The sequence below is a fragment of the Shinella sp. HZN7 genome (assembly GCF_001652565.1).
Taxonomy (GTDB): Bacteria; Pseudomonadota; Alphaproteobacteria; order Rhizobiales; family Rhizobiaceae; genus Shinella; species Shinella granuli.
The window spans coordinates 1-17,789 of sequence record NZ_CP015742.1 but is presented as its reverse complement, the minus strand read 5'-3'; the positions used below and the strand labels follow the sequence as shown (position 1 = coordinate 17,789).

At 62.1% G+C, this 17,789-nt stretch carries 31 protein-coding genes; 23 read left to right on the top strand and 8 right to left on the bottom strand.

Annotated elements, in window-relative coordinates; translation table 11 throughout:
* Positions 1–103 precede the first annotated feature (103 nt).
* The gene (locus shn_RS31000; protein ID WP_084438690.1) at positions 104–367 is read right to left on the bottom strand and encodes a helix-turn-helix domain-containing protein; all 264 of its coding nucleotides are present in this window, start codon (positions 365–367) and stop codon (positions 104–106) included.
* A gap of 52 nt (positions 368–419) precedes the next feature.
* Here shn_RS31000 and shn_RS30995 point away from each other — a divergent pair, with 52 nt between their 5' ends.
* From shn_RS30995 to shn_RS30975, 5 genes are all read left to right on the top strand, one after another.
* Positions 420–929 carry a hypothetical protein gene (locus shn_RS30995; protein ID WP_064334369.1) on the top strand — a complete coding sequence of 170 codons (510 nt, stop codon included), beginning with the start codon at positions 420–422 and terminating at the stop codon, positions 927–929.
* A gap of 33 nt (positions 930–962) precedes the next feature.
* A complete protein-coding gene (locus shn_RS30990) occupies positions 963–1,292 on the top strand; it encodes a single-stranded DNA-binding protein (RefSeq protein WP_064334368.1) in 330 nt (109 codons plus the stop codon).
* A 130-nt stretch (positions 1,293–1,422) separates the two neighbouring features.
* Positions 1,423–1,776 carry a type II toxin-antitoxin system RelE/ParE family toxin gene (locus shn_RS30985; protein WP_064334367.1) on the top strand — a complete coding sequence of 118 codons (354 nt, stop codon included), beginning with the start codon at positions 1,423–1,425 and terminating at the stop codon, positions 1,774–1,776.
* A complete protein-coding gene (locus shn_RS30980; RefSeq protein WP_064334366.1) occupies positions 1,773–2,066 on the top strand; it encodes a helix-turn-helix transcriptional regulator in 294 nt (97 codons plus the stop codon). Before shn_RS30985 ends, shn_RS30980 begins: the two co-directional genes overlap by 4 nt.
* A 669-nt stretch (positions 2,067–2,735) precedes the next feature.
* Positions 2,736–3,749: a hypothetical protein gene (locus shn_RS30975; RefSeq protein ID WP_064334365.1), complete on the top strand. Its 1,014-nt coding sequence runs from the start codon at positions 2,736–2,738 to the stop codon at positions 3,747–3,749.
* A gap of 456 nt (positions 3,750–4,205) precedes the next feature.
* Here the strand turns inward: shn_RS30975 and shn_RS30970 are convergent, their stop codons facing one another.
* Together shn_RS30970 and shn_RS36675 are read right to left on the bottom strand one after the other, a co-directional pair.
* Positions 4,206–4,394, bottom strand: coding sequence for a hypothetical protein (locus shn_RS30970; RefSeq protein ID WP_064334364.1), 189 nt, complete (start codon positions 4,392–4,394; stop codon positions 4,206–4,208).
* The gene (locus shn_RS36675) at positions 4,391–4,558 is read right to left on the bottom strand and encodes a hypothetical protein (protein WP_168169006.1); all 168 of its coding nucleotides are present in this window, start codon (positions 4,556–4,558) and stop codon (positions 4,391–4,393) included. The genes shn_RS30970 and shn_RS36675 overlap by 4 nt, the downstream gene beginning before the upstream one ends.
* A gap of 225 nt (positions 4,559–4,783) precedes the next feature.
* Between shn_RS36675 and shn_RS30960 the strand changes: the two genes are divergently transcribed.
* The 8 genes from shn_RS30960 to shn_RS30925 all read left to right on the top strand — a co-directional run bounded on the left by shn_RS30960 (position 4,784) and on the right by shn_RS30925 (position 8,650).
* Positions 4,784–5,134, top strand: a complete 351-nt coding sequence (locus shn_RS30960; RefSeq protein WP_064334362.1) for a DUF2200 domain-containing protein — start codon at positions 4,784–4,786, stop codon at positions 5,132–5,134.
* A gap of 490 nt (positions 5,135–5,624) precedes the next feature.
* On the top strand, positions 5,625–6,473 hold the full coding sequence (locus shn_RS30955; RefSeq protein WP_064334361.1) for a DUF932 domain-containing protein: 849 nt from the start codon (positions 5,625–5,627) through the stop codon (positions 6,471–6,473).
* Positions 6,474–6,543: 70 nt separating this feature from the next.
* Positions 6,544–6,891 (top strand): hypothetical protein, encoded by a 348-nt coding sequence (locus shn_RS30950; protein ID WP_064334360.1) that lies wholly within the window; start codon positions 6,544–6,546, stop codon positions 6,889–6,891.
* Positions 6,888–7,121 (top strand): hypothetical protein, encoded by a 234-nt coding sequence (locus shn_RS30945; RefSeq protein ID WP_064334359.1) that lies wholly within the window; start codon positions 6,888–6,890, stop codon positions 7,119–7,121. Before shn_RS30950 ends, shn_RS30945 begins: the two co-directional genes overlap by 4 nt.
* Entirely contained in the window at positions 7,108–7,683 is a 576-nt protein-coding gene (locus shn_RS30940; RefSeq protein ID WP_064334358.1) for a hypothetical protein, read from the top strand. Before shn_RS30945 ends, shn_RS30940 begins: the two co-directional genes overlap by 14 nt.
* A complete protein-coding gene (locus shn_RS30935; protein WP_064334357.1) occupies positions 7,676–7,948 on the top strand; it encodes a hypothetical protein in 273 nt (90 codons plus the stop codon). The genes shn_RS30940 and shn_RS30935 overlap by 8 nt, the downstream gene beginning before the upstream one ends.
* Before the next feature lie 190 nt (positions 7,949–8,138).
* Positions 8,139–8,432 carry a hypothetical protein gene (locus tag shn_RS30930; protein ID WP_145926122.1) on the top strand — a complete coding sequence of 98 codons (294 nt, stop codon included), beginning with the start codon at positions 8,139–8,141 and terminating at the stop codon, positions 8,430–8,432.
* Positions 8,429–8,650: a hypothetical protein gene (locus shn_RS30925; RefSeq protein WP_064334355.1), complete on the top strand. Its 222-nt coding sequence runs from the start codon at positions 8,429–8,431 to the stop codon at positions 8,648–8,650. The genes shn_RS30930 and shn_RS30925 overlap by 4 nt, the downstream gene beginning before the upstream one ends.
* Before the next feature lie 414 nt (positions 8,651–9,064).
* Here the strand turns inward: shn_RS30925 and shn_RS30920 are convergent, their stop codons facing one another.
* Genes shn_RS30920 through shn_RS30910 form a run of 3 tightly spaced genes read right to left on the bottom strand, consistent with a single transcriptional unit; the run spans position 9,065 to position 10,020 of the window.
* Positions 9,065–9,370 carry a hypothetical protein gene (locus shn_RS30920; RefSeq protein ID WP_371328637.1) on the bottom strand — a complete coding sequence of 102 codons (306 nt, stop codon included), beginning with the start codon at positions 9,368–9,370 and terminating at the stop codon, positions 9,065–9,067.
* Positions 9,371–9,380: 10 nt separating this feature from the next.
* Positions 9,381–9,788 (bottom strand): type II toxin-antitoxin system PemK/MazF family toxin, encoded by a 408-nt coding sequence (locus shn_RS30915; protein WP_245337536.1) that lies wholly within the window; start codon positions 9,786–9,788, stop codon positions 9,381–9,383.
* Entirely contained in the window at positions 9,769–10,020 is a 252-nt protein-coding gene (locus shn_RS30910; RefSeq protein ID WP_064334353.1) for a type II toxin-antitoxin system Phd/YefM family antitoxin, read from the bottom strand. The genes shn_RS30915 and shn_RS30910 overlap by 20 nt, the downstream gene beginning before the upstream one ends.
* Positions 10,021–10,522: 502 nt before the next feature.
* Here shn_RS30910 and shn_RS30905 point away from each other — a divergent pair.
* Positions 10,523–10,726: a hypothetical protein gene (locus shn_RS30905; RefSeq protein ID WP_064334352.1), complete on the top strand. Its 204-nt coding sequence runs from the start codon at positions 10,523–10,525 to the stop codon at positions 10,724–10,726.
* The gene (locus shn_RS30900) at positions 10,723–11,010 is read left to right on the top strand and encodes a hypothetical protein (protein WP_064334351.1); all 288 of its coding nucleotides are present in this window, start codon (positions 10,723–10,725) and stop codon (positions 11,008–11,010) included. The genes shn_RS30905 and shn_RS30900 overlap by 4 nt, the downstream gene beginning before the upstream one ends.
* Positions 11,011–11,252: 242 nt before the next feature.
* On the opposite strand, the gene shn_RS30895 is transcribed toward shn_RS30900, so the two are convergent.
* Complete coding sequence (locus tag shn_RS30895; RefSeq protein ID WP_064334350.1) at positions 11,253–11,561, bottom strand: hypothetical protein; 309 nt, start codon at positions 11,559–11,561, stop codon at positions 11,253–11,255.
* A gap of 503 nt (positions 11,562–12,064) precedes the next feature.
* On the opposite strand from shn_RS30895, the gene shn_RS30890 reads away from it, so the two are divergent.
* The 8 genes from shn_RS30890 (at position 12,065) to shn_RS30855 (ending at position 16,511) form a co-directional block, all read left to right on the top strand.
* Entirely contained in the window at positions 12,065–12,385 is a 321-nt protein-coding gene (locus shn_RS30890) for a DUF736 family protein (RefSeq protein ID WP_064334349.1), read from the top strand.
* A 91-nt stretch (positions 12,386–12,476) separates the two neighbouring features.
* Positions 12,477–13,268 carry a hypothetical protein gene (locus shn_RS30885; RefSeq protein ID WP_064334348.1) on the top strand — a complete coding sequence of 264 codons (792 nt, stop codon included), beginning with the start codon at positions 12,477–12,479 and terminating at the stop codon, positions 13,266–13,268.
* Between the two features lie 34 nt (positions 13,269–13,302).
* Positions 13,303–13,545 (top strand): hypothetical protein, encoded by a 243-nt coding sequence (locus shn_RS30880; RefSeq protein WP_064334347.1) that lies wholly within the window; start codon positions 13,303–13,305, stop codon positions 13,543–13,545.
* Entirely contained in the window at positions 13,542–13,850 is a 309-nt protein-coding gene (locus shn_RS30875; RefSeq protein WP_064334346.1) for a hypothetical protein, read from the top strand. Before shn_RS30880 ends, shn_RS30875 begins: the two co-directional genes overlap by 4 nt.
* A 238-nt stretch (positions 13,851–14,088) precedes the next feature.
* Positions 14,089–14,346, top strand: coding sequence for a type II toxin-antitoxin system Phd/YefM family antitoxin (locus tag shn_RS30870; protein WP_064334345.1), 258 nt, complete (start codon positions 14,089–14,091; stop codon positions 14,344–14,346).
* Positions 14,339–14,755, top strand: a complete 417-nt coding sequence (locus shn_RS30865; RefSeq protein ID WP_064334344.1) for a hypothetical protein — start codon at positions 14,339–14,341, stop codon at positions 14,753–14,755. Before shn_RS30870 ends, shn_RS30865 begins: the two co-directional genes overlap by 8 nt.
* A 660-nt stretch (positions 14,756–15,415) precedes the next feature.
* Positions 15,416–15,856, top strand: coding sequence for a hypothetical protein (locus shn_RS30860; protein WP_064334343.1), 441 nt, complete (start codon positions 15,416–15,418; stop codon positions 15,854–15,856).
* Between the two features lie 79 nt (positions 15,857–15,935).
* Positions 15,936–16,511, top strand: a complete 576-nt coding sequence (locus shn_RS30855; protein ID WP_064334342.1) for a hypothetical protein — start codon at positions 15,936–15,938, stop codon at positions 16,509–16,511.
* A 548-nt stretch (positions 16,512–17,059) separates the two neighbouring features.
* Here shn_RS30855 and shn_RS36120 read toward each other — a convergent pair.
* The gene (locus shn_RS36120; protein WP_145926121.1) at positions 17,060–17,359 is read right to left on the bottom strand and encodes a hypothetical protein; all 300 of its coding nucleotides are present in this window, start codon (positions 17,357–17,359) and stop codon (positions 17,060–17,062) included.
* Between the last annotated feature and the right edge of the window lie 430 nt (positions 17,360–17,789).

Below are 17,789 nucleotides of genomic sequence, written 5' to 3'. Positions count from 1 at the left end.
GAACGCCATGTCCGGTGCGAAGCGCATGGGAGGATGATAAATTATAATTTACGGAAACCGCAACAGCAGTGCCGGGCCGGTTCAGCCGCGCATGCCATGAAACTCAGCCGTCGCTGGATTTAATGCCCATCATCAACTCTTGCAGTGGAACCTTCAAATTCGTGCTGATCCGCGTGATGACCTGGAGGGACGGATTGGCTGTGGCGTTGAGAATCCCGAAATAAAATGGACTGGTGATCTCACAGAGGCGCGCCATCTCTTTTTTCGTCAATTCGCGCTTCTCCCGCTCGCGCTCCATGACCATCGCCATGTTTCGCAGGATCATCGTGCCAAGATCAGTATCAGGCTTCTTACGCTTGCTCGCCATCGTCGGATAAACTATAATTTACGAATTAGTATGTTGGATGAGAAGGTTGCCGATGTCTGCCAAAGCCACACCCGTCAACGTCATCGTCGGAATGCTTCTGACGGCCGCCTTGTTTCCCTCCCCGGCTTCCGCAAGCGAGTGGGGCTGCGAAGTCCTGCTGTGCGCTTCGTCTTCCAACCCATCCTGGAGGGGCGTGCCCGCCTGCCATCCGCCTATGAACCGGCTGATCTCCGCGATGAAGAAGCCGGGCTTCGACTGGCCGACCTGCCCCGAAGGTGGCACGGGAGCGCCGGGCTACGAGAGGTATGCGCAATGCCCGGAGGGCTATCAGGTCGGGAGCAGCAGGGACCACAACGGATTCGCCAGAAACGGCGACTTGTGCGTCAAGACAGTCAACGTTTGCCAGGGCAATACGCACGGTCTCTATAACTCTGATCGGCAGCGGAGCTGCATACAAACGGTCTCCATTTCCCGACCGCTCAGGTCAGAGCCTTACTATTTCGAGATCAAGAATGACACCTCTGGTCAAACCGAGCGGCATTGGTTCGAGCTGCACAAATAAACGGTTTCTAGCAGTTAAGGAAGGTTTAAATCCGTGCGAAGCGTCAACCGTCACACCCTTCTTGGCCATGTTGGCAATATAATACAGCTCGAAAATGTGCTGAAAGTAAACATCGCGACCAATCGCGAATGGCTGTCGGATGGAGACCGTCAAACCGCGACCGACTGGGTCCAGGTCACGATCCTCGACAAGAAACAGGCCGAATGGATCGAGGGCAATGTTGGGCAAGGCGACCTTGTCTATGTCGAGTCCCGCATCTCGAATTCCAGCTACGAACGCAACGGCGAGCAGGTCTATACGACCGACGTCATCGCACAGGTCTTCACCCTGGCTTCAAAAAGCCGTGTGCATGATCATCCGTAGGAACGGTTGATCGGATCCAGGGCCATTGACCCCCCCCCCCCCCCCGGCCGGTGGCCCCTGCCCTGCCGGCGATATGCATCCCTCTTGAAATTCATTGTGCGGGTGTACCAAGTATGGTACATCACTGGCAATGATCGATCCTCAGAAGAAGTTGCCGGCAAAGTTCTATCGCTCGGAATCCGGACGTCAGCCCGTGCGGGAATGGTTGCTGGACCTGTCCGAGGAGGATCGCAAGGTCATCGGTGACGACATCAGGACGGCCGAATTCGGTTGGCCGATTGGCATGCCCCTCTGCCGCCCGATGAGCGGGACCAATGGGCTTTGGGAAATTCGCACCAATCTGCCAGGCGGCAGGATCTCGCGGGTACTGTTTTGCGTGCATGACGGCCACATGGCCCTGTTGCACGGATTTATCAAGAAAACGCAGAAGACCCCGCAACCCGAATTGAAGCTGGCCGAGCAACGGATGAGAGGCTTGAAATGAACACGGAAATCGAACGCGGTTCTCTCGGCGACTCCTTCGAGGATTTTCTGAAAGAGCAAGGTACCTACGAGGAAACGACCGAACACGCCATCAAACGCGTGCTCGCGTTCCAGCTTGAACAGGCGATGAAAGAGCAGAACATCGGCAAGGCCGAGATGGCAAAGCGGCTGCACACCAGTCGATCGCAGCTCGACCGGCTTCTTGACCCCGAATATCAGGGCGTAACGCTTGCCGTGCTTGCCCGCGCTGCCAATGCCGTCGGTCGCAGGCTTCACCTGGAACTCGTCTGATCCTTGATATGGTCGCACCATCCCTTTGCATGAGGACAGGCTGCCATTGATCGAGGTCTCACCCCGTACAGCCCGTCTTCCGGCGGTGCAGCCCGTTTTCCAGCCGCAGCGCCGTGAGGACGGCGCGGCCGCGGCCGCAGCGAACCGGCCATGCCGGTGAGCGGAGCAGGCGGAGGAAACCCGCGCTCCCCAATTGCGCCGTAGGGTTTTCCGGAGCCTCGTGGGAAACGGGCGTTTTTCCATGATGGTGATGTTCTTCGATATCCTGTCGGGCCACCGCCCGTTCCGGCCGGTCGCGCTCTATGCGAGCACGCAGCCAGCCGGCGGCCGTCTCCGCAGATCCCGGTGACGATCGCTTGTCCGGTCGGTGGCTGCGCCCCCGGCACTGAGGCCCGTCGACGGGCCGCTCGTTCCCTGCCGCTCGTACGACAGGCCGCCAATCCGGCCAATGGGCAAGCGCGCCCAAGGCGCTGTCGCCCGGCGAAAAAATCGGCTTTCACCGCTGCGCGCCGAACCTTCCGATTTTTGCCCCGGCCGCCCCATGACCGGATCGCCGCCCCGCCGGGAGCGGTCTTCGCCCCCTCCCTTCGTCCCGAGGACGTGTGGGCACGTCCTTCGGCGCGAAGGAAGAAGGCTTCGCCCACGGCGAAACCGAAAAGGAAAACGGGCATGACTATTGCAGTCGTTGAAAACAATTCCCTTGTCGTGACGGTCGGCAGCTATGCAGCCAGCATCACCGCCGCCAGCATTATCAGCAGCTTTGATGCCTTGAGCCATTTCCCGGAGCGGCGGGCCGCGCTCGAACTCTCCGATCTGGCCATCCGCATCAATCGCTTCGGGGATTTTGTCGACCAACTCGCCGCGCAGGAGAGCGTCGACGTCGGCTTCAACGTCATGGAGGAAAAGCAGGCTTTCGCCATGCAGCATGTCGCAATCACCCGCGCATTCTGGGCGGCCGAGAGCCGTTGCATGAGCTGGTTCGTCACCGGCGCAGCGAACTTCCCCGTGGCGAGAAACGAAAAGCGCCAGCGGTCGGCCGATGCGCGCAGCGCCGAAATCCGCGAACACGACAGGAAGGCCCGCAAAGCTGCAAAGCGGCGTGCCTTCCCCTACGGCGCCGAGGGCGAGGCAATTCGCTCGAATGATCCGGAGGCGCTGGAGAAGATCAGGAAAAAGATTGCCGGGTTGGAAAACGACTGCGAGCAGGCGAAGACCGCGAACCGGATCATCCGCACCATGCGCACAAGGAAAGCCGAAATGGCGGAGATCGTTCGCGCCGTAGTGGAGCAGACCGATATTGAAGCCCATGTCATCGGCCGTGCCTTGCAGCAAGCGGAAACCTTCCGCTCGCCCCTGAAATTCGACACGACCCTTGACCGTGCCGAAATTCGCCGCCTGCAAGACCGCCTCGCTTCGCTGGAGCGGCTGCAGGAGCGCGGGGATGTCGAAACGACGGTGGAAACCAGCCTCGGCGAAATCGAGATCATCGAGAACACCGACGCGGCGCGCATTCAGCTCGTCTTTCCCGGCAAGCCCGATGACGAGACGCGCCGGCTCCTGAAATCCAACGGCTTCCGTTGGTCGCCCACCCACGGCGCATGGCAGCGTCATTTGAACGAAAACGGCCGATGGGCGGCGCAGCGCGTCGTCAAGCAGCTTCAGGACGGAGCCGGGGGCGCTTAAAGCGCCCCTCATATTCATGGTTGCAAGGTTGTGTCGTCGTCGGCACGTTCACCCCGGTGGCTGGTCCTCGCCGCATCGAGCGGCGCAGGCCCAGGACGAGGGGTGCCCCGAAGCCCCACCCCTCGAGCACCCCTGCCCGCCCGAATGCTTTAGCATCCGGACGACAAATTGTCGGACTCATCGGCCTTTTGAACGCGGTCTTGCGCAGGCACTAGTAGTAGAGATTATAGCCGTCCTGCCCCCAAGACATAAAAAAACCGGCTTGCGCCGGCTTTCTCCCCCAATAGCCCGGAGCCCATGTCTCTCAGGATGCTGGGTTAGTTGTTAGGCACAACATGGTGTCGGTTGCTCCTCGCGTCAACCGATAACCACGATCCTTCCGATCCCGCAGGCCGCATCAGTCTTGTCGCGCCGCGCGACAATGGGCCACCGCCCGTTCCGGTCGGCCACGCTCTCTTATGGCCGCCATCCTCTGGTAAATCCACGGCCCATCACGAGCGTCGCGATCGCAAGCCGTTCTTCCACGGCATCTCGCTCGGCAATCAAAGTCCGCAACGCTTCGAGTGCATTGCCGTCATGAAGACGCAGCACCTCGATCGCCTCGTCTTGCGCGGCCGGCTCCTTCCGTTGATGCACGTCGTTCATTGAAGGCGCAGTTCGAGCTGCTTCTTATGCTTCAAGACGTAAAGCGGTTTCGCCGCAGCTTCCAGCTTGCGCTGGGTTTCCGCGCGAAGGGCGAGCTGCTTTTCCCTCAGTGCGCGGCAGGCTGCGACTTCGGCAAGGGCCTTTTCGATGCTGTCGATCTGCATGGCGATCTCCATTGTTCTTGATATGTTCTCATTATGCGCGAGAGAGTCAAGAGAAATACGAGGCTTGCTTTCCGGGAGTGCGGACCGTTTTCCAGCCGCAGCGCCGTGAGGACGGCGCGGCCGCGGCCGCAGCGATTCCGAGATTGGTGGCATTGCAACGTTGGCGACGATGGGGATACCGGCTATCATCGACCGGGCGATTTCTGACTTCGCTCGGGAGGGCGCATGAAGAAGCACCGTGTGTACTCAATCAGCGTCGCGAGCGTGTATCCCCACTATGTCGCCAAGGCAGAGAAAAAGGGGCGCACCAAAGCGGAAGTCGATGAGATCATCTGTTGGCTGACTGGGCATAGCCAGGAGAGCCTAGATGATGAGTTGGCAAAGAAGACGACTTTCGAAGATTTCTTCGAGCATGCGCCTAAGCTGAACCCTTCGCGATCACTGATCACAGGCGTAATTTGCGGCTATCGCGTGGAAGACATCCAAGAACCCCTCATGCGGGAACTGCGCTACCTGGACAAGCTGATCGACGAACTCGCCAAGGGCCGTGCCATGGCGAAAATCTTGCGAACCTAGTCAAGCCTGTTGGCTTGATATTTGTTCTCGCAGTCGGCGTCGGAAAACGTCCTGACCTGAGATCTGCTGTTCTGGCCACCGCCCGTCCCGGTCGGCCGCGCTCTATGCGAGCACGGAGCCAGCCTGTGGCCGTCTCCGCCGATCCCGGTGACGATCGCTTGTCCGGTCAGCGGCTACGCTCCCGGCACTGAGGCCCGTCGACGGGCCGCATTATTTCCTTCGCCCCTGACATCGCCGGCCGCCCGGATCAAGGGGCAGGCGCGGCAAGCCGCTTGTCGCGCCGGGAAAAAAACGGCTTTCACCGCTGCGCGCCGAACCTTCCGTTTTTTCCCCGTCACGACCCCTTGACCCGAACAACCGCCGCCGTGGGGCGGGCTGCGCCCTCCCCCCTCTGTCCGGGGAATGTCAGAGGCCATTCCCCCGATCAGATCGGGGAGGCTTCGCCCAAGGGGGCTTCCCCTGCGGGACTTCGGGAAAAAGGAGACAGAAAATGAGCATCTACACCGAGACCGCCCGTTTCGATACCGGCCGAGCCCTGACGGAAGCCGAAATGCGCCGCATCGCCCCGTCGATCTTCGCCGTGACCGCCCATGAGAGCCGGTCCGAGCGCTTCAAACCGATCCCCACCATCGAGGTGCTGCGCGGCCTGATGAATGAAGGCTTCATGCCGGTCGGCGCCAAGCAGTCCCGCAGCCGCACCGAAGGCAAGGTGGATTTCACCAAGCACCTCATTCGCCTGCGCCGCGTTGATGACGGCAAGGTCTACAATGTCGGGGACACCGTCTGCGAAATCCTCCTCAAGAACGCCAATGACGGAACGAGCGCCTACGAGCTGATGGCCGGGCTTTTCCGCATCCGCTGCCTCAATTCGCTAGTGACGCAGACCGGCACCATCGACGCCATCAAGGTCCGCCATTCCGGCGACGTGCAGCACAAGGTCATCGAAGGCACCTATCGCGTTCTCGGCGAGGCCGAGCGCACCCTTGCCGCTCCGCAGGATTGGTCGACCATGCGCATGAACCACGAGGAGGCGAGAATTCTGGCGGATGCCGCCCATGTTCTCCGCTTCGGAGACAATGAAGGCGAGACGACCACGCCGATCAAGCCGGAGCAGCTGCTTGTCCCGCGTCGCCACGACGACCGTGCGAACGATCTTTGGACGACGTGGAACGTGGTTCAGGAAAACGCCATCAAGGGCGGTTTGCGCGGCGTCGGTCGCGACGACCTCGGCAGGCCGCGCCGTGCGACGTCCCGCGCCGTCAACGGGATCGATCAGGATATCAAGCTGAACAAAGCCCTTTGGCTGCTTGGCGAGCGGATGGCCGCCCTGAAATCCTGAGCGGGACCACAGGAGCGCCGTCGGCAATGGCGGCGCTCTCACCCATCACCACCAGATCGGAGGGTATACCATGAAGCCCGCGCATCCCGTCGCCATCTCGAATCTTCGGGAAATCACCGGCCATGTCCGTCCCATGGCGTTGGCCAATGCAATTCACGCCTGCTTTCTCTCGTCTTGGGGCGGCGCGTTTTTCATCACCTTGAACAATATCCGCGATTGTATCGAAGCCGGAGACCGATGGTTCGAGGAAGAGGCCTCCGAAGGGTTCCGGATTTCCACCGATAGCGGCTTTTCCTGCATCGTTCGGGAACGCCTTGCTTTTTGTTCAGTCCCGCACGCGATCGCTGAGCGCCTGACAGGCCGCGAGCATGGCGACCAGCCCGGGGCCGCGACAGCACCGAAAGGCGGTGGCGCATGAGCTACGCAATCAAGTGCCGCGTCGCTGGCACGAAAACCTGGTCATTCTTGAGCAACCGGGGAAGCAACCGCTTGCGCGTCCATGCCATCCGGTTCGCGACCGCCGAAAAGGCGCAGGCCCTCATAGACAACAACAGCGAAGAAAACCCGGAATGGGAATGGAAAGTCGTCGACCTCACGACTGGCAGGACCATCCGGGCAAGGAATGGAGGCTCCGATGCAGGTAACTGACGAGTTGGTCGAGCGCGCGGCCAAGGCGCTCGAAAAGCGGATTAAGCAATCCACCTATGGGTGGTCCGATGAGCAATTTGAAATCTGGTGGAACAAGGATTTCCGTTTCGTCCAGCATGAGAATTCCTGGGGCGATGCGTTTGGGCGCGGCACTCAGAAGGACCACCTTCAATGGAAGGTCCGGATCGCGCTTGAAGCCGCACTTTCCCATGGAGAGGATACGGCGCCGGCGGAGTTGTTGGACTCGCTGAAATTCGCGGTGGCGCGCGTAAGGGTGGCGAACGCCGAAGGCGATCCGATCCTCAGCGCATGGCTACCCGGCGCGGATGCCATTATCGCCAAGTTTGCGCGCGGCGCCGACGTCCCCAAGCCTTTGTCGGGGACAGGCAGCGGTGACGCCGTGCTCGACGCGCTCCGGCGGGCCGAAAGTTTCATGACCGGCTTTGAAGGCGATCCTCTGCAGGAGGGCATTGACGATGATCTCGAAGCGATCAGGTCGGCAATCGCCTGCCTGAAAGATGGCGTGGCCGCCAGCACAGAGAAAGGTCCTGCCCATGAATAAAGCACGCCGCAAGACCATCGCCGATCTAATCGACCGCCTCGATACCTTGAAGGGGCTTGCAGACGAAATCAGGTCCGATCTCGAAACGATCAAAGATGAGGAACGCGAGGCGTTCGAGAACTTGTCCGAGAGCTTCCAGGGCAGCGACCGAGGACAGGCGATAGAAGCGGCGGCCGATGCACTTGAGGAAGCCGTGGGCGCCATAGATGAGATCGGGGGCACCATCGATCAGGCCGTAGAATATTTGAACACGGCATCGGAATGATGCCGATGCTTCTGCCGCTCGAACGCCTCCCCACGACAACTGCACCGAAAGGAACCTTCTAATGACGAAGGATCATATGACCCCATTTGGATCGGACGGCGAAATCCGTGCAGGCCACTACGTCGCCACGGCTACGGTCGATTCAGCCCGCCGCAATCTGTTTTTCTCGATGCCGGGGAAGGAGCGCCACTTGGCGACCATCGTCAGCGGGTCGCGCTCGAAACTCCTGCAATTCGACCTCGACATGAAACGTATGTGCGCCGCCCTTGCCGCCTTCGATAGCTGGACCGAAATCCCCCGCGTCGAACACCCCGAACGGGCGGCGGACGCCTGCCGCCTTCTGATCGAAGCCTACATGCACAATCCCGAACAGGTGGATTGGTCGGATATCCAGATCGCGCTTGATGCCGCGCTGGAAGCCTTCGGCCTGCCGGAGGACTACCCGGAGAAAGCTTTCGCGGCCCAGCACGAGGACCTGTCATGACGAAGCCCCTGACCACCGAAGAACATGCCGCCGTCACCGCCTACGCTCTTGCCCATGGCGAAAACTGGAAGGACGAGCTTCTGGCGGACTGGATGAACGGGCGCACCGAAGGCACGTTGCAGCACCTTAGCAACACGCGCGGTCCCTCCTGGCTCGCAGATTATTCGCTGGCCGATTGGCCCAAAAGCCTGTTCTCCGCCAAGCAGAGGGGCGCGTGATGGAATCCGACCCGCACGACTTCACCGCCCACGCCCATCCGGTATTGGCGGTTCGCTGCCCCGATTGCGGCAAGCCTATCGGGGCTTGGTGCGTCAGGCCGAGCGGCCACCGTGCCAGTGACCTGCACCGCAGCCGCCGCTTGGAGGCGGATCGTGTGTTCATCGCTCAGCACGGTGAGAGCGCCGCTATCAACCGGACGCCTGATGGTTGGACAATCTCGCAATAGGCTTCACCTTGCAGAACAACTGGATGCCTGGCCATCGTGGTCAGGCATCTTCTTGTGTTGACGGACCATGCGGCGGGCGAGTTGACTGGCCGAGTGCCTGGTCCTCACCGCGTCGAGCGGATCGGACCAGGACGAGGGGTGCCCCAAAGCCCCATCCCTCGAACACCCTTCCCGCCCGTCATGCCGGTCAGTCTTGGCTTGCGGCCCAGATCTCGGGCCGCCAGGCCTCGATAAGGGCTTCGATCTCCGTTTGATATTCTTCGGGGTAGAAGGCTTCGGATTGGCGGCCGAGGCAGATGAACATCGTCCCCATGTCGGCGGCGATCGCGTGATCGACGCTGAACAGGTCCGCCAGATCGAAACCGCCAAGGCTGGCGGCATTCCACCATGCAAGAATAAACGCCGCCACGCGTCGAGACTGTCCGGTATCGTTTCTCGCGATTTTCAGGAGTCGCTCGAAAGCAGCGCGTTCATGGTCGGTCATTGCTGTCATGTCTTTCCCCTTATGATCGGTTCACGCCCATGACCCGGCGGCTGGCGGAAGCTTGTTTGATGACGGCCGCGATCTTTTCGAGGAAAGCCGCGCTTACGCTCCCGATAGGCTTGGTGGAGTCGAAGTCGAATGCCTTGTCGAGCTCCACACGATTGTACTCATCGAGGATGATCCAGCAGGGAAAGGACAAGCCCACACGGCGGCATTCCATTTCGGAAAGAGAAAGGGAGATGCGCTCGCTCTGCGGCTCCTGCGACGTGATCGGGAAGAGATAGACCGCACCCGGATTTCCGGGCGAGCGCACGACAATGCAGACCGGACGCGCTTTGCGGCCGGATTCCTCGCCCGCGCTTGCTTGCCGCGCCCACAGATAATGGAATCGGACGACCTGCCCCCGCTCAAACATCGCGGCCTGCATCGTCGAGGATTGCGTCGATGCCGGTCATCAGCTCATTGTGGATCTCGTCGGGCGCGTCTTCCAGGCGGTATGCCTTGGCATGGGTCTCGCCCTTCAGGCGCTGATAGGCGTCGGCCGTCAGGATCACCAGCTTTTGCTTGCCGCGCTTGGTGAGCGCAACGGGCTCGATAAGGGCCGCCTCGAGGATTTCCCCGGATGCCCGGTTCATGTCGGAAAAGGTGAACTGCTTCATCGCCGGCCTCGATTCTCAATGTACCTAATATACGTATTTCATGCGAAATATGCAATCATATAGTTGGTTGGGCCACCGCCCGCTCCGGTCGGCCGCGCTCTATGCGAGCACGGAGCCAGCCTGCGGCCGTCTCCGCCGATCCCGGTAACGATCGCTTGTCCAGCGGGCGCTGCGCGCCCGGCGGTGAGGCCCGTTCCGGGCCGCATTGTTTTCTTCGCCCCTGACATCGTCGGGCGTTCGTATCAAGGGGCAGGCGCGGCAAGCCGCTTGTCGCGCCGGAAAAAAAACGGCTTTCACCGCTGCGCGCCGAACCTTCCGTTTTTTGCCCGTCACGACCCCTTGACCCGAACCACCGCCGCCGTGGGGCGGGCTGCGCCCTCCCCCCTCTGTCCGGGGGAATGTCAGAGGCCATTCCCCCGATCAGATCGGGGAGGCTTCGCCCGAGGGGGCTTCCCCTTCAGGCAAATGCCAGATCGATATAAAACCCTCGGAGGGCAGGCTGATGGAAATGGAAAGGGCCGAGATGGAACGCGGTGGCCTCACTGCAATGCATGACACGGAATTTGCAACGGCGCTCGCCGCCGAAATCGCACGCCTGAAGGCCCAAGGCTACAGCAAGGCTTATATCTGCGAGCGCAGCTTTGACATCGAGGACGCCGTCCAGCGCCGTGTCGCTCGCACCGCGCAGCAAGGAGATTTTTCATGACGCATGTCGAAAGCAACGATCCCGACGAATTCATCGACGATCGCGACCCGAAACGCGCCGCGTGGGAGACCGAAGTCCATCTGCCGACCAGAGCCACGCCCGAATTCATTTCCGCTGCGCTGTTGCATTTGATCGAGAACAAGATCGAATTCGGCATCTTTTACGAGGGCGACAAGGTCGTTATCGCCTACGAATTCGGGAATGATCCCTATGTCCCGTCCATGTGGTCCGACAGGAGCTGGCGCATCGGCCATGAGCCGTTTTACGGCGACGACGACGATTGATGCGAGATCGTGAGGCGGCTCCGGCCGCCTCCCCATGATGGTTGGGACATTGAGACACCACGATGGTGCGGCCGGCGGAGTGAATAGCCGTGTGCCTGTTCCTTACCGCGTCGAGCGGCGCGGACCAGGACGAGGGGTGCCCCAAAGCCCCACCCCTCGAACACCCCTTCCCGCCCCTGCACGATCAGGCCGGCTATTTCGGCCGACGCCTCAGCCGGCGCTGACCGTTGCGCCAGTCGGCCCTATCGGCGATCGACGGCGATCTCCTCGATGATCTGGTAGCTGCCGATGATCGCGCCGACACCATCATTGAGCAGCGCCACGATCGCGGATCGTGTCATGGGAACGGTTTCGACCCTCTCCAGACATATAGGCGGATAGGCGTTGGGAGCATCGGCCGCCAGTCGATCGCGCAACGCGAGAAGATCCTGCCTGGCTAAGGCTTCATCCTCATAGAAGTAATCCGGCTCGGTGCGGTCCTCCCAGCGAGCGTCGCCAAGCGCCAACTTGCTGGTGTAGGCGTAGAGTACGAGGGTCGGAGCCGCTTCCATCCATTTCTCCTTTTGGACAATGATGCTTATCGGGTCTGAGCGTATCCGCATGGTCGACGCCGGCAACTGACAGAAATGCGAGTAAGGCCACCGCCCGTTCCGGTCGGCCGCGCTCTATGCAAGCACGGAGCCAGCCTGTGGCCGTCTCCGCCGATCACGGTGACGATCGCTTGTCCGTCGGTGGCTGCGCCCCCGGCACTGAGGCCCGTCGACGGGCCGCTTTGTTTCCTTCGCCCCTGACATCGCCGGCCGCCCGGATCAAGGGGCAGGCGCGGCAAAGCCGCTTGTCGCGCCAGGAAAAAAACGGCTTTCACCGCTGCGCGCCGAACCTTCCGTTTTTTGCCCGTCACGACCCCTTGACCCGAACGACCGCCGCCGTGGGGCGGGCTGCGCCCTCCCCCCTCTGTCCGGGGGAATGTCAGAGGCCATTCCCCCGATCAGATCGGGGAGGCTTCGCCCAAGGGGGCTTCCCCTGCGGGAAACGCAAACTCAGGAGACAGACCATGACCGAACTTTCCAACTTCATCCGCTTCAACGAAGACGGCACCCTCAGCGGCAATATCGCCTCCATCGCCTACGACATCGACGTCGCCGGCGAACCCTACACCAGCACCAACAAGGACGCCCCGGTCTACCGCATCTTCGCCAAGTCCCCGCGCGGGCGGCGTGTCGAACTCGGCGGCATCTGGAAGAAGAAGAACCAGAACGGCGGCGACTATCTCAGCCTTTCCGTCAGCACCGGGCACGGCAGGCTCAACGCCAATCTCGGCCGCTACCCCGGTCAGGATGACGAAGACCTGATGGCCGTCATTCCGTGGGATTGATCCGCGACCGAAACACCGGCCCTGCCCGAAGGGGAGCGATCCCCTTCGGCGAACACCGAACTTTCAAGGATGAACTCAGGAGGAGAACACCGTGGACACGCCGAACACCGACACGCTGGGCGATACGCTGGTGGAGACGGGCTTCGCGCCGAACCTCGCCATTCTCGACATCAACAATTCGCTGGCCGTCCCGCATGGCTTCGAGCTGCCCGAGCCGTGGAACCTGCCGTCGCGCATGTTCCGGCATCCTATCGAGGTTTGCCCTCCGGATAGTGCGCATCCGCGCAAGATCGGCCTTCGCCATCCCCTGCTGGCCGACCATCCCTTTGTGCGACATGTCGAGGCCCGGCTAGGTTTCGAGATCGACCGAAACGGCGCGCCGAACCGCCACGGCTATTCGAGCGGTCCGACCGCGCGCTGGTGGCACGCCGTCGACCTGATCACGGCGCGGAAATGGCGCGAATTGCTGGCGACGCGGCAATTCACCGAGCGGGAGTGCATCATGCATGCCGTGGCATATGGGTGCCGCTATTCCCATCACGAGGACAAAAAGGCGTCGGGCTACATCTCGATTACCGACGCTCGCACGGTCATGAACGCGGTCGGGGCGAGCGAACCCGGCGACCGCAGCGCCACGATCCGCGCATTCTCGGCCCCGTGCGTCTGCCGGCAGGACAAGGGCAGCGAGCATTGGCCGATCAACACCGGCCGCCTGTCCGCCGAGGCCGAGGCGTGGGGAATGATCTTCGGCATCGAGGACGGCTGGTTTCGCTATGATCGCGCCGGTTTCCTCCAATGGTCCGAGCTGGGCCGCGAGCGGTACGCGGCGGGTGATAGCGCCACCTTCATACAGGCCAGCGGCCAAGCTGCCTTCGCCTTCTAGGCGGCGCGCGCCATTCCGGGCGCGATGCCGAAAAATGATCGAAATTCAACGTCATGCGAAAAGCAGGGAGCAGAGAATGCCTCGACTTATATATGCTTGTTTGGACTTTGACCGGGCGGAGATCGCCACCATCATCGCCGCGCTACACCACTGGCGCGACAGTACCGAGACGCCCGGAGAGCTTGACTATATCGCGTGCGGATTTGGCGAATTTGCCGTGCTCGACGCATCCGATATCGACCGACTGATTCACCGTTTCACATTGGAGGCAGAATGAGCCGCTACACCATCACCCTTCTGAAAGGCGAAAGGACGGACGAGGAAGCGGTCATCGGCTTCGATCCGCCGCTGCGCACCTTTTTCCTTCAGGGCTTCGAGACCGACGATGATTTCGGCACGCCGGAAATCTGGCTCGGCACGCTCTTGGAGGAATTCCCGACCTTGGAGGGCATCATTGAAGAGGCCCGCCGCAAGGGTTACGAGATCCGCGATCTCGACCGCGCGGATATGATCGCCAAGCTTGCGCAGGCGGGCCATGATCATGAGCCATCCATCGCCGAGAAGCTCGGCTTCATCCTGTAGCAATGCCGCCTGCCCCTCCTCCTATCGCGGAGGGGCAGAAGCGCGAATGACCGCTTCGCACCCGCATCGAGCGGGCGCGCTGCGGTACGAGAGGAGCCCCAAAGCCCCTCCCCTCGCCCTCCCCTGCCCGCCCCGAGGAGGATCGAACGTGCGGCCGCCTTCTAGCCTTGAAAGAGTTTCGGCTTGCAAAATAGTCAAATAATTTGTATAAATCGACTTAATTGAAGGAGGCAGCACGATGCAGAGATTCACAACCGTCGACCTGCTGCGCGACATCAAGACCGTCACCATGGCGGCCGACCGCCAGCCGGTCGCCATCACCCAGCACCGCAAGCCGCGCTACGTCCTCATGACCTACGACGAGTTCGAGGCCATGAAAGGCAGGGGCGATCCCCGGCGGGCCTATGCTGCAGGCGAAGCGCCGCAGGAGTTGGTCGACATCATCCTGCCCGAGCTGGACCGTCTGATCGCGGAAGGGCGGGACACCGATGGCTGATATTCCGGCCAACGGCTCCATCTTTCGCTATCCCTATCTCTGGGCATGGCAGCGCGACAAGGGTGAAGCAGAGGGGCGGAAGGCCCGCCCCGTCTGCATGGTGCTGGCAATCCCCAAAGGTGCGCAGACCCATCTGATCATTCTGGCGATCTCCGGCACGCCGCCGCGTGCCGACCAGACAGCGCTCGAAATCCCCCAGCTCGAATGCCGTCGCGCCGGAATCCGTGACTGGAAGGACGCGTGGATCACCGTCTCGGAATTCAACCACGACATCGCGGAGATGTCCTTCTACTACGATCCGAATGCCGAGCTGCTGGGCAGCTTCAGCAAGGGGTTCCTCGCCAAGGTCGCCGCAGCCTTCAAGCCGTTCCTCGCCCTGCCGGCGGCACGGGTGAGCAGGACGGAATAGGCCGGGCCTCTATCCGTCCGGCTTTTTTGTCTCCGTAACGCCTGTTTCCTGGCAGTGCAGCCCGTTTTCCAGCCGCAGCGCCGTGAGGACGGCGCGGCCGCGGCCGCAGCGAACCGGCCATGCCGGTGAGCGGAGCAGGCGGAGGAAACCCGCGCTCCCCAATTGCGCCGTAGGGTTTTCCGGAGCCTCGTGGGAAACGGGCGTTTTTCCATTATGGTGATCTTCTTCGATATCCTGTCGGGCCACCGCCCGTTCCGGTCGGCCGCGCTCTATGCGAGCACGGAGCCAGCCGGAGGCCGTCTCCGCCGATCCCGGTGACGATCGCTTGTCCGGTCAGCGGCTGCGCCCCCGGCACTGAGGCCCGTCGACGGGCCGCATTGTTTCCTTCGCCCCTGACATCGCCGGCCGCCCGGATCAAGGGGCAGGCGCGGCAAAGCCGCTTGTCGCGCCGGGAAAAAAACGGCTTTCACCGCTGCGCGCCGAACCTTCCGTTTTTTGCCCGTCACGACCCCTTGACCCGAACAACCGCCGCCGCGGGGCGGGCTGCGCCCTCCCCCCTCTGTCCGGGGGAATGTCAGAGGCCATTCCCCCGATCAGATCGAGGAGGCTTCGCCCAAGGGGGCTTCCCCTGCGGGACTTCGGGAACAAAGGAGACAGAAAATGAGCGCAGTCAAAGCCTTCCTGATCGAGCCGATGGCGGGGACCATTCGCCCGGTGACGATCAACCTTGAAGGCAGCTATGCCGAGATCAAGAATCTCGTGAAATGCGACATGATCGACATCGTGCGGGTGAACGGTCTCGATATCATCGTTGATGACAACGGACTGGGTGACACCGTGCCGTGCCTGACCGAAGTTGCAGGCGCGCCTACGCCGCTGGCCGGAAACCTTCTGGTCACGAAGTCCGACAGGCTGGGCGAACTGGTAGACGTCACCGAGGCCATTGAGAAGATTGCCAAGATTATTGTCATTGTTCGTCCGGTCCTTCGCCCCGTCATCGTCGTGTCCGAGCGGCCCGGCGTCATCGCGGCCGAGATTGCGCGCATCGAAATCATCCTCGACCGGAGCGCGCCGAAGGTCTTGGCGGCCGCCGAGGATTGACCGATGAAGGGAGCGGGGCGGCCATGCCGTCCCGCTCCCCCTACCCGCCAGACGAAGTGATGTTGCCGGAGGACCCTCAATGGATGACCGGGAAGAACTGGACCGCCTGCTAGGTGAAAGCGAACCCCCTGCCCTCACCCCCGAAGGCCAATGGCGGGCCGAGTACCGCAAGGCGCAGCGCCAGCGCCGGCTTGCGGGCGTTCAGCCGAATATGTTCGGCGCGCCCGCGACGGAGCCTTTCCACCGGAATCCGACTCCGCCCAAGACGGAGGATTACCCGCTCGACTATGAAATCACGCGGTTTCACGATCTTGCGCCGGACGAACAGGCGCAGCAACTCGTCGCTGACCCGCACACGCCTTGGGCGCGCACGACCCGCAACACCCTGACATCGGAGGAAAAGGCCGCGATGATCGCCAGCGCCGCAAACTGGCTGCGCCTCGGTCAGCGCGTGCGCATCATCGGCACCTCGCCATCCATCGACGGCAGCAACGAGCGCCGTGTCGGTCGCGTCGGCGTCGTCTGGCGGCTATGCAGTTCGACCTTTGCCGATTACGTCTATATCAATCTCGACCTTGTCGGGCAGGAGCGTAGTGAAAAGGTGATTTTCATCGAGCTGCGCGACGTGATGCCGATAGAGGATGGAGAGGGATGACGCAGCGGGCGGCAGGACCGCCGCAATGCTGAACCTGGTGTTGGGAGACTCGATAGACCGGGCAAACCTGCCCACGTCGCATGCCTGTTCCTCGCCGCGTCGAGCGGCGCGGAACAGGACGAGGGGTGCCCCGAAGCCCCACCCCTCGAACACCCCTGCCCGCCCCTGAAAAAGCGGAGCGCTGCGAGCGGGCGCAGTCGGTCCCGGCTCGCCCTGCGGGCCGCTATGCTGAGCCTCCTGCGGCTGCGCTTCATCCGCTCTCGCGCGACGAGAATTCCCGAAATCCCGCCCACGGGGCGGCGCGATGCTGATTTCTCCGATACTCTCCATTTTTCTAAAGGCCGCGCCTGCTCGTTTCACGTCGCGGCGGCGCGTCCGGCGCTGCGCCCTCCCCTCCTCCGATCATGATGTCGTCGCGCCTGGCTGTCCGCCGACGAAACCGCTCGGTTCCTTCAGCTGCACCGCGGCGAGCTGGATCCGGCCCGTGCTGTCACGCTTCCTGCGGCTGGCCTTTGCCGAGATTTCATCGAGGCAGGGCTGCCAGCGGTCTACCTCCTTGCCGATGGCGGCACGTCCGTAACGCCGGCGGCGTCCGCTTCCTTCCGGCAGGCAATGACCATCAGGCGATCAGGCTCCGCAAACGGCGCGACGCCGACCCGATGGTCAGATTCTGAGGCAAGCCCCGTTGCTCCAGCGACGCGAGAAAATCCGTCGAAATCGATACCGATCCGGCCGACATCGTTGGCCTTCTGCGCCGTCGGTTCCGCAAGAAACGGGCGGATCGATGGGCGACCTATCGGCAGATACCCACATAAAATCAATAGCTTGGGATGGTTATTCGTTCCCATTTTGTTCTGCCCCGAACTAGGGATACTCCATCTTGTTTGTGACCCTGCAGCTAGTAGCGGCCACCGCCCGTCCCGGTCGGCCGCGCTCTATGCCAACACGGAGCCGGGCTGTGGCCGTCTCCGCCGATCCCGGTAACGATCGCTTGTCCAGCGGGCGCTGCGCGCCCGGGGATGAGGCCCGTTCCGGGCCGCATCGCTTGTCTCGCCCCTGACATCGCCGGCCGTCCGGATCAAGGGGCAGGCGCGGCAAAGCCGCTTGTCGCGCCGGGAAAAAAACGGCTTTCACCGCTGCGCGCCGAACCTTCCGTTTTTTTGCCCGTCACGACCCCTTGACCCGAACGACCGCCGCCGTGGGGCGGGCTGCGCCCTCCCCCTCTGTCCGGGGGAATGTCAGAGGCCATTCCCCCGATCAGATCGGGGAGGCTTCGCC

Excerpts from the sequence above, each read along its gene's own strand:
- shn_RS31000 (WP_084438690.1), bottom strand. The coding sequence starts at position 367 with ATGGCGAGCAAGCGTAAGAAGCCTGATACTGATCTTGGCACGATGATC.
- shn_RS30995 (WP_064334369.1), top strand. The coding sequence starts at position 420 with ATGTCTGCCAAAGCCACACCCGTCAACGTCATCGTCGGAATGCTTCTG.
- shn_RS30985 (WP_064334367.1), top strand. The coding sequence starts at position 1,423 with ATGATCGATCCTCAGAAGAAGTTGCCGGCAAAGTTCTATCGCTCGGAA.
- shn_RS30980 (WP_064334366.1), top strand. The coding sequence starts at position 1,773 with ATGAACACGGAAATCGAACGCGGTTCTCTCGGCGACTCCTTCGAGGAT.
- shn_RS30975 (WP_064334365.1), top strand. The coding sequence starts at position 2,736 with ATGACTATTGCAGTCGTTGAAAACAATTCCCTTGTCGTGACGGTCGGC.
- shn_RS30970 (WP_064334364.1), bottom strand. The coding sequence starts at position 4,394 with ATGAACGACGTGCATCAACGGAAGGAGCCGGCCGCGCAAGACGAGGCG.
- shn_RS36675 (WP_168169006.1), bottom strand. The coding sequence starts at position 4,558 with ATGCAGATCGACAGCATCGAAAAGGCCCTTGCCGAAGTCGCAGCCTGC.
- shn_RS30960 (WP_064334362.1), top strand. The coding sequence starts at position 4,784 with ATGAAGAAGCACCGTGTGTACTCAATCAGCGTCGCGAGCGTGTATCCC.
- shn_RS30955 (WP_064334361.1), top strand. The coding sequence starts at position 5,625 with ATGAGCATCTACACCGAGACCGCCCGTTTCGATACCGGCCGAGCCCTG.
- shn_RS30950 (WP_064334360.1), top strand. The coding sequence starts at position 6,544 with ATGAAGCCCGCGCATCCCGTCGCCATCTCGAATCTTCGGGAAATCACC.
- shn_RS30945 (WP_064334359.1), top strand. The coding sequence starts at position 6,888 with ATGAGCTACGCAATCAAGTGCCGCGTCGCTGGCACGAAAACCTGGTCA.
- shn_RS30940 (WP_064334358.1), top strand. The coding sequence starts at position 7,108 with ATGCAGGTAACTGACGAGTTGGTCGAGCGCGCGGCCAAGGCGCTCGAA.
- shn_RS30935 (WP_064334357.1), top strand. The coding sequence starts at position 7,676 with ATGAATAAAGCACGCCGCAAGACCATCGCCGATCTAATCGACCGCCTC.
- shn_RS30925 (WP_064334355.1), top strand. The coding sequence starts at position 8,429 with ATGACGAAGCCCCTGACCACCGAAGAACATGCCGCCGTCACCGCCTAC.
- shn_RS30920 (WP_371328637.1), bottom strand. The coding sequence starts at position 9,370 with ATGACAGCAATGACCGACCATGAACGCGCTGCTTTCGAGCGACTCCTG.
- shn_RS30915 (WP_245337536.1), bottom strand. The coding sequence starts at position 9,788 with ATGCAGGCCGCGATGTTTGAGCGGGGGCAGGTCGTCCGATTCCATTAT.
- shn_RS30910 (WP_064334353.1), bottom strand. The coding sequence starts at position 10,020 with ATGAAGCAGTTCACCTTTTCCGACATGAACCGGGCATCCGGGGAAATC.
- shn_RS30905 (WP_064334352.1), top strand. The coding sequence starts at position 10,523 with ATGGAAATGGAAAGGGCCGAGATGGAACGCGGTGGCCTCACTGCAATG.
- shn_RS30900 (WP_064334351.1), top strand. The coding sequence starts at position 10,723 with ATGACGCATGTCGAAAGCAACGATCCCGACGAATTCATCGACGATCGC.
- shn_RS30895 (WP_064334350.1), bottom strand. The coding sequence starts at position 11,561 with ATGGAAGCGGCTCCGACCCTCGTACTCTACGCCTACACCAGCAAGTTG.
- shn_RS30890 (WP_064334349.1), top strand. The coding sequence starts at position 12,065 with ATGACCGAACTTTCCAACTTCATCCGCTTCAACGAAGACGGCACCCTC.
- shn_RS30880 (WP_064334347.1), top strand. The coding sequence starts at position 13,303 with ATGATCGAAATTCAACGTCATGCGAAAAGCAGGGAGCAGAGAATGCCT.
- shn_RS30875 (WP_064334346.1), top strand. The coding sequence starts at position 13,542 with ATGAGCCGCTACACCATCACCCTTCTGAAAGGCGAAAGGACGGACGAG.
- shn_RS30870 (WP_064334345.1), top strand. The coding sequence starts at position 14,089 with ATGCAGAGATTCACAACCGTCGACCTGCTGCGCGACATCAAGACCGTC.
- shn_RS30865 (WP_064334344.1), top strand. The coding sequence starts at position 14,339 with ATGGCTGATATTCCGGCCAACGGCTCCATCTTTCGCTATCCCTATCTC.
- shn_RS30860 (WP_064334343.1), top strand. The coding sequence starts at position 15,416 with ATGAGCGCAGTCAAAGCCTTCCTGATCGAGCCGATGGCGGGGACCATT.
- shn_RS30855 (WP_064334342.1), top strand. The coding sequence starts at position 15,936 with ATGGATGACCGGGAAGAACTGGACCGCCTGCTAGGTGAAAGCGAACCC.
- shn_RS36120 (WP_145926121.1), bottom strand. The coding sequence starts at position 17,359 with ATGGGAACGAATAACCATCCCAAGCTATTGATTTTATGTGGGTATCTG.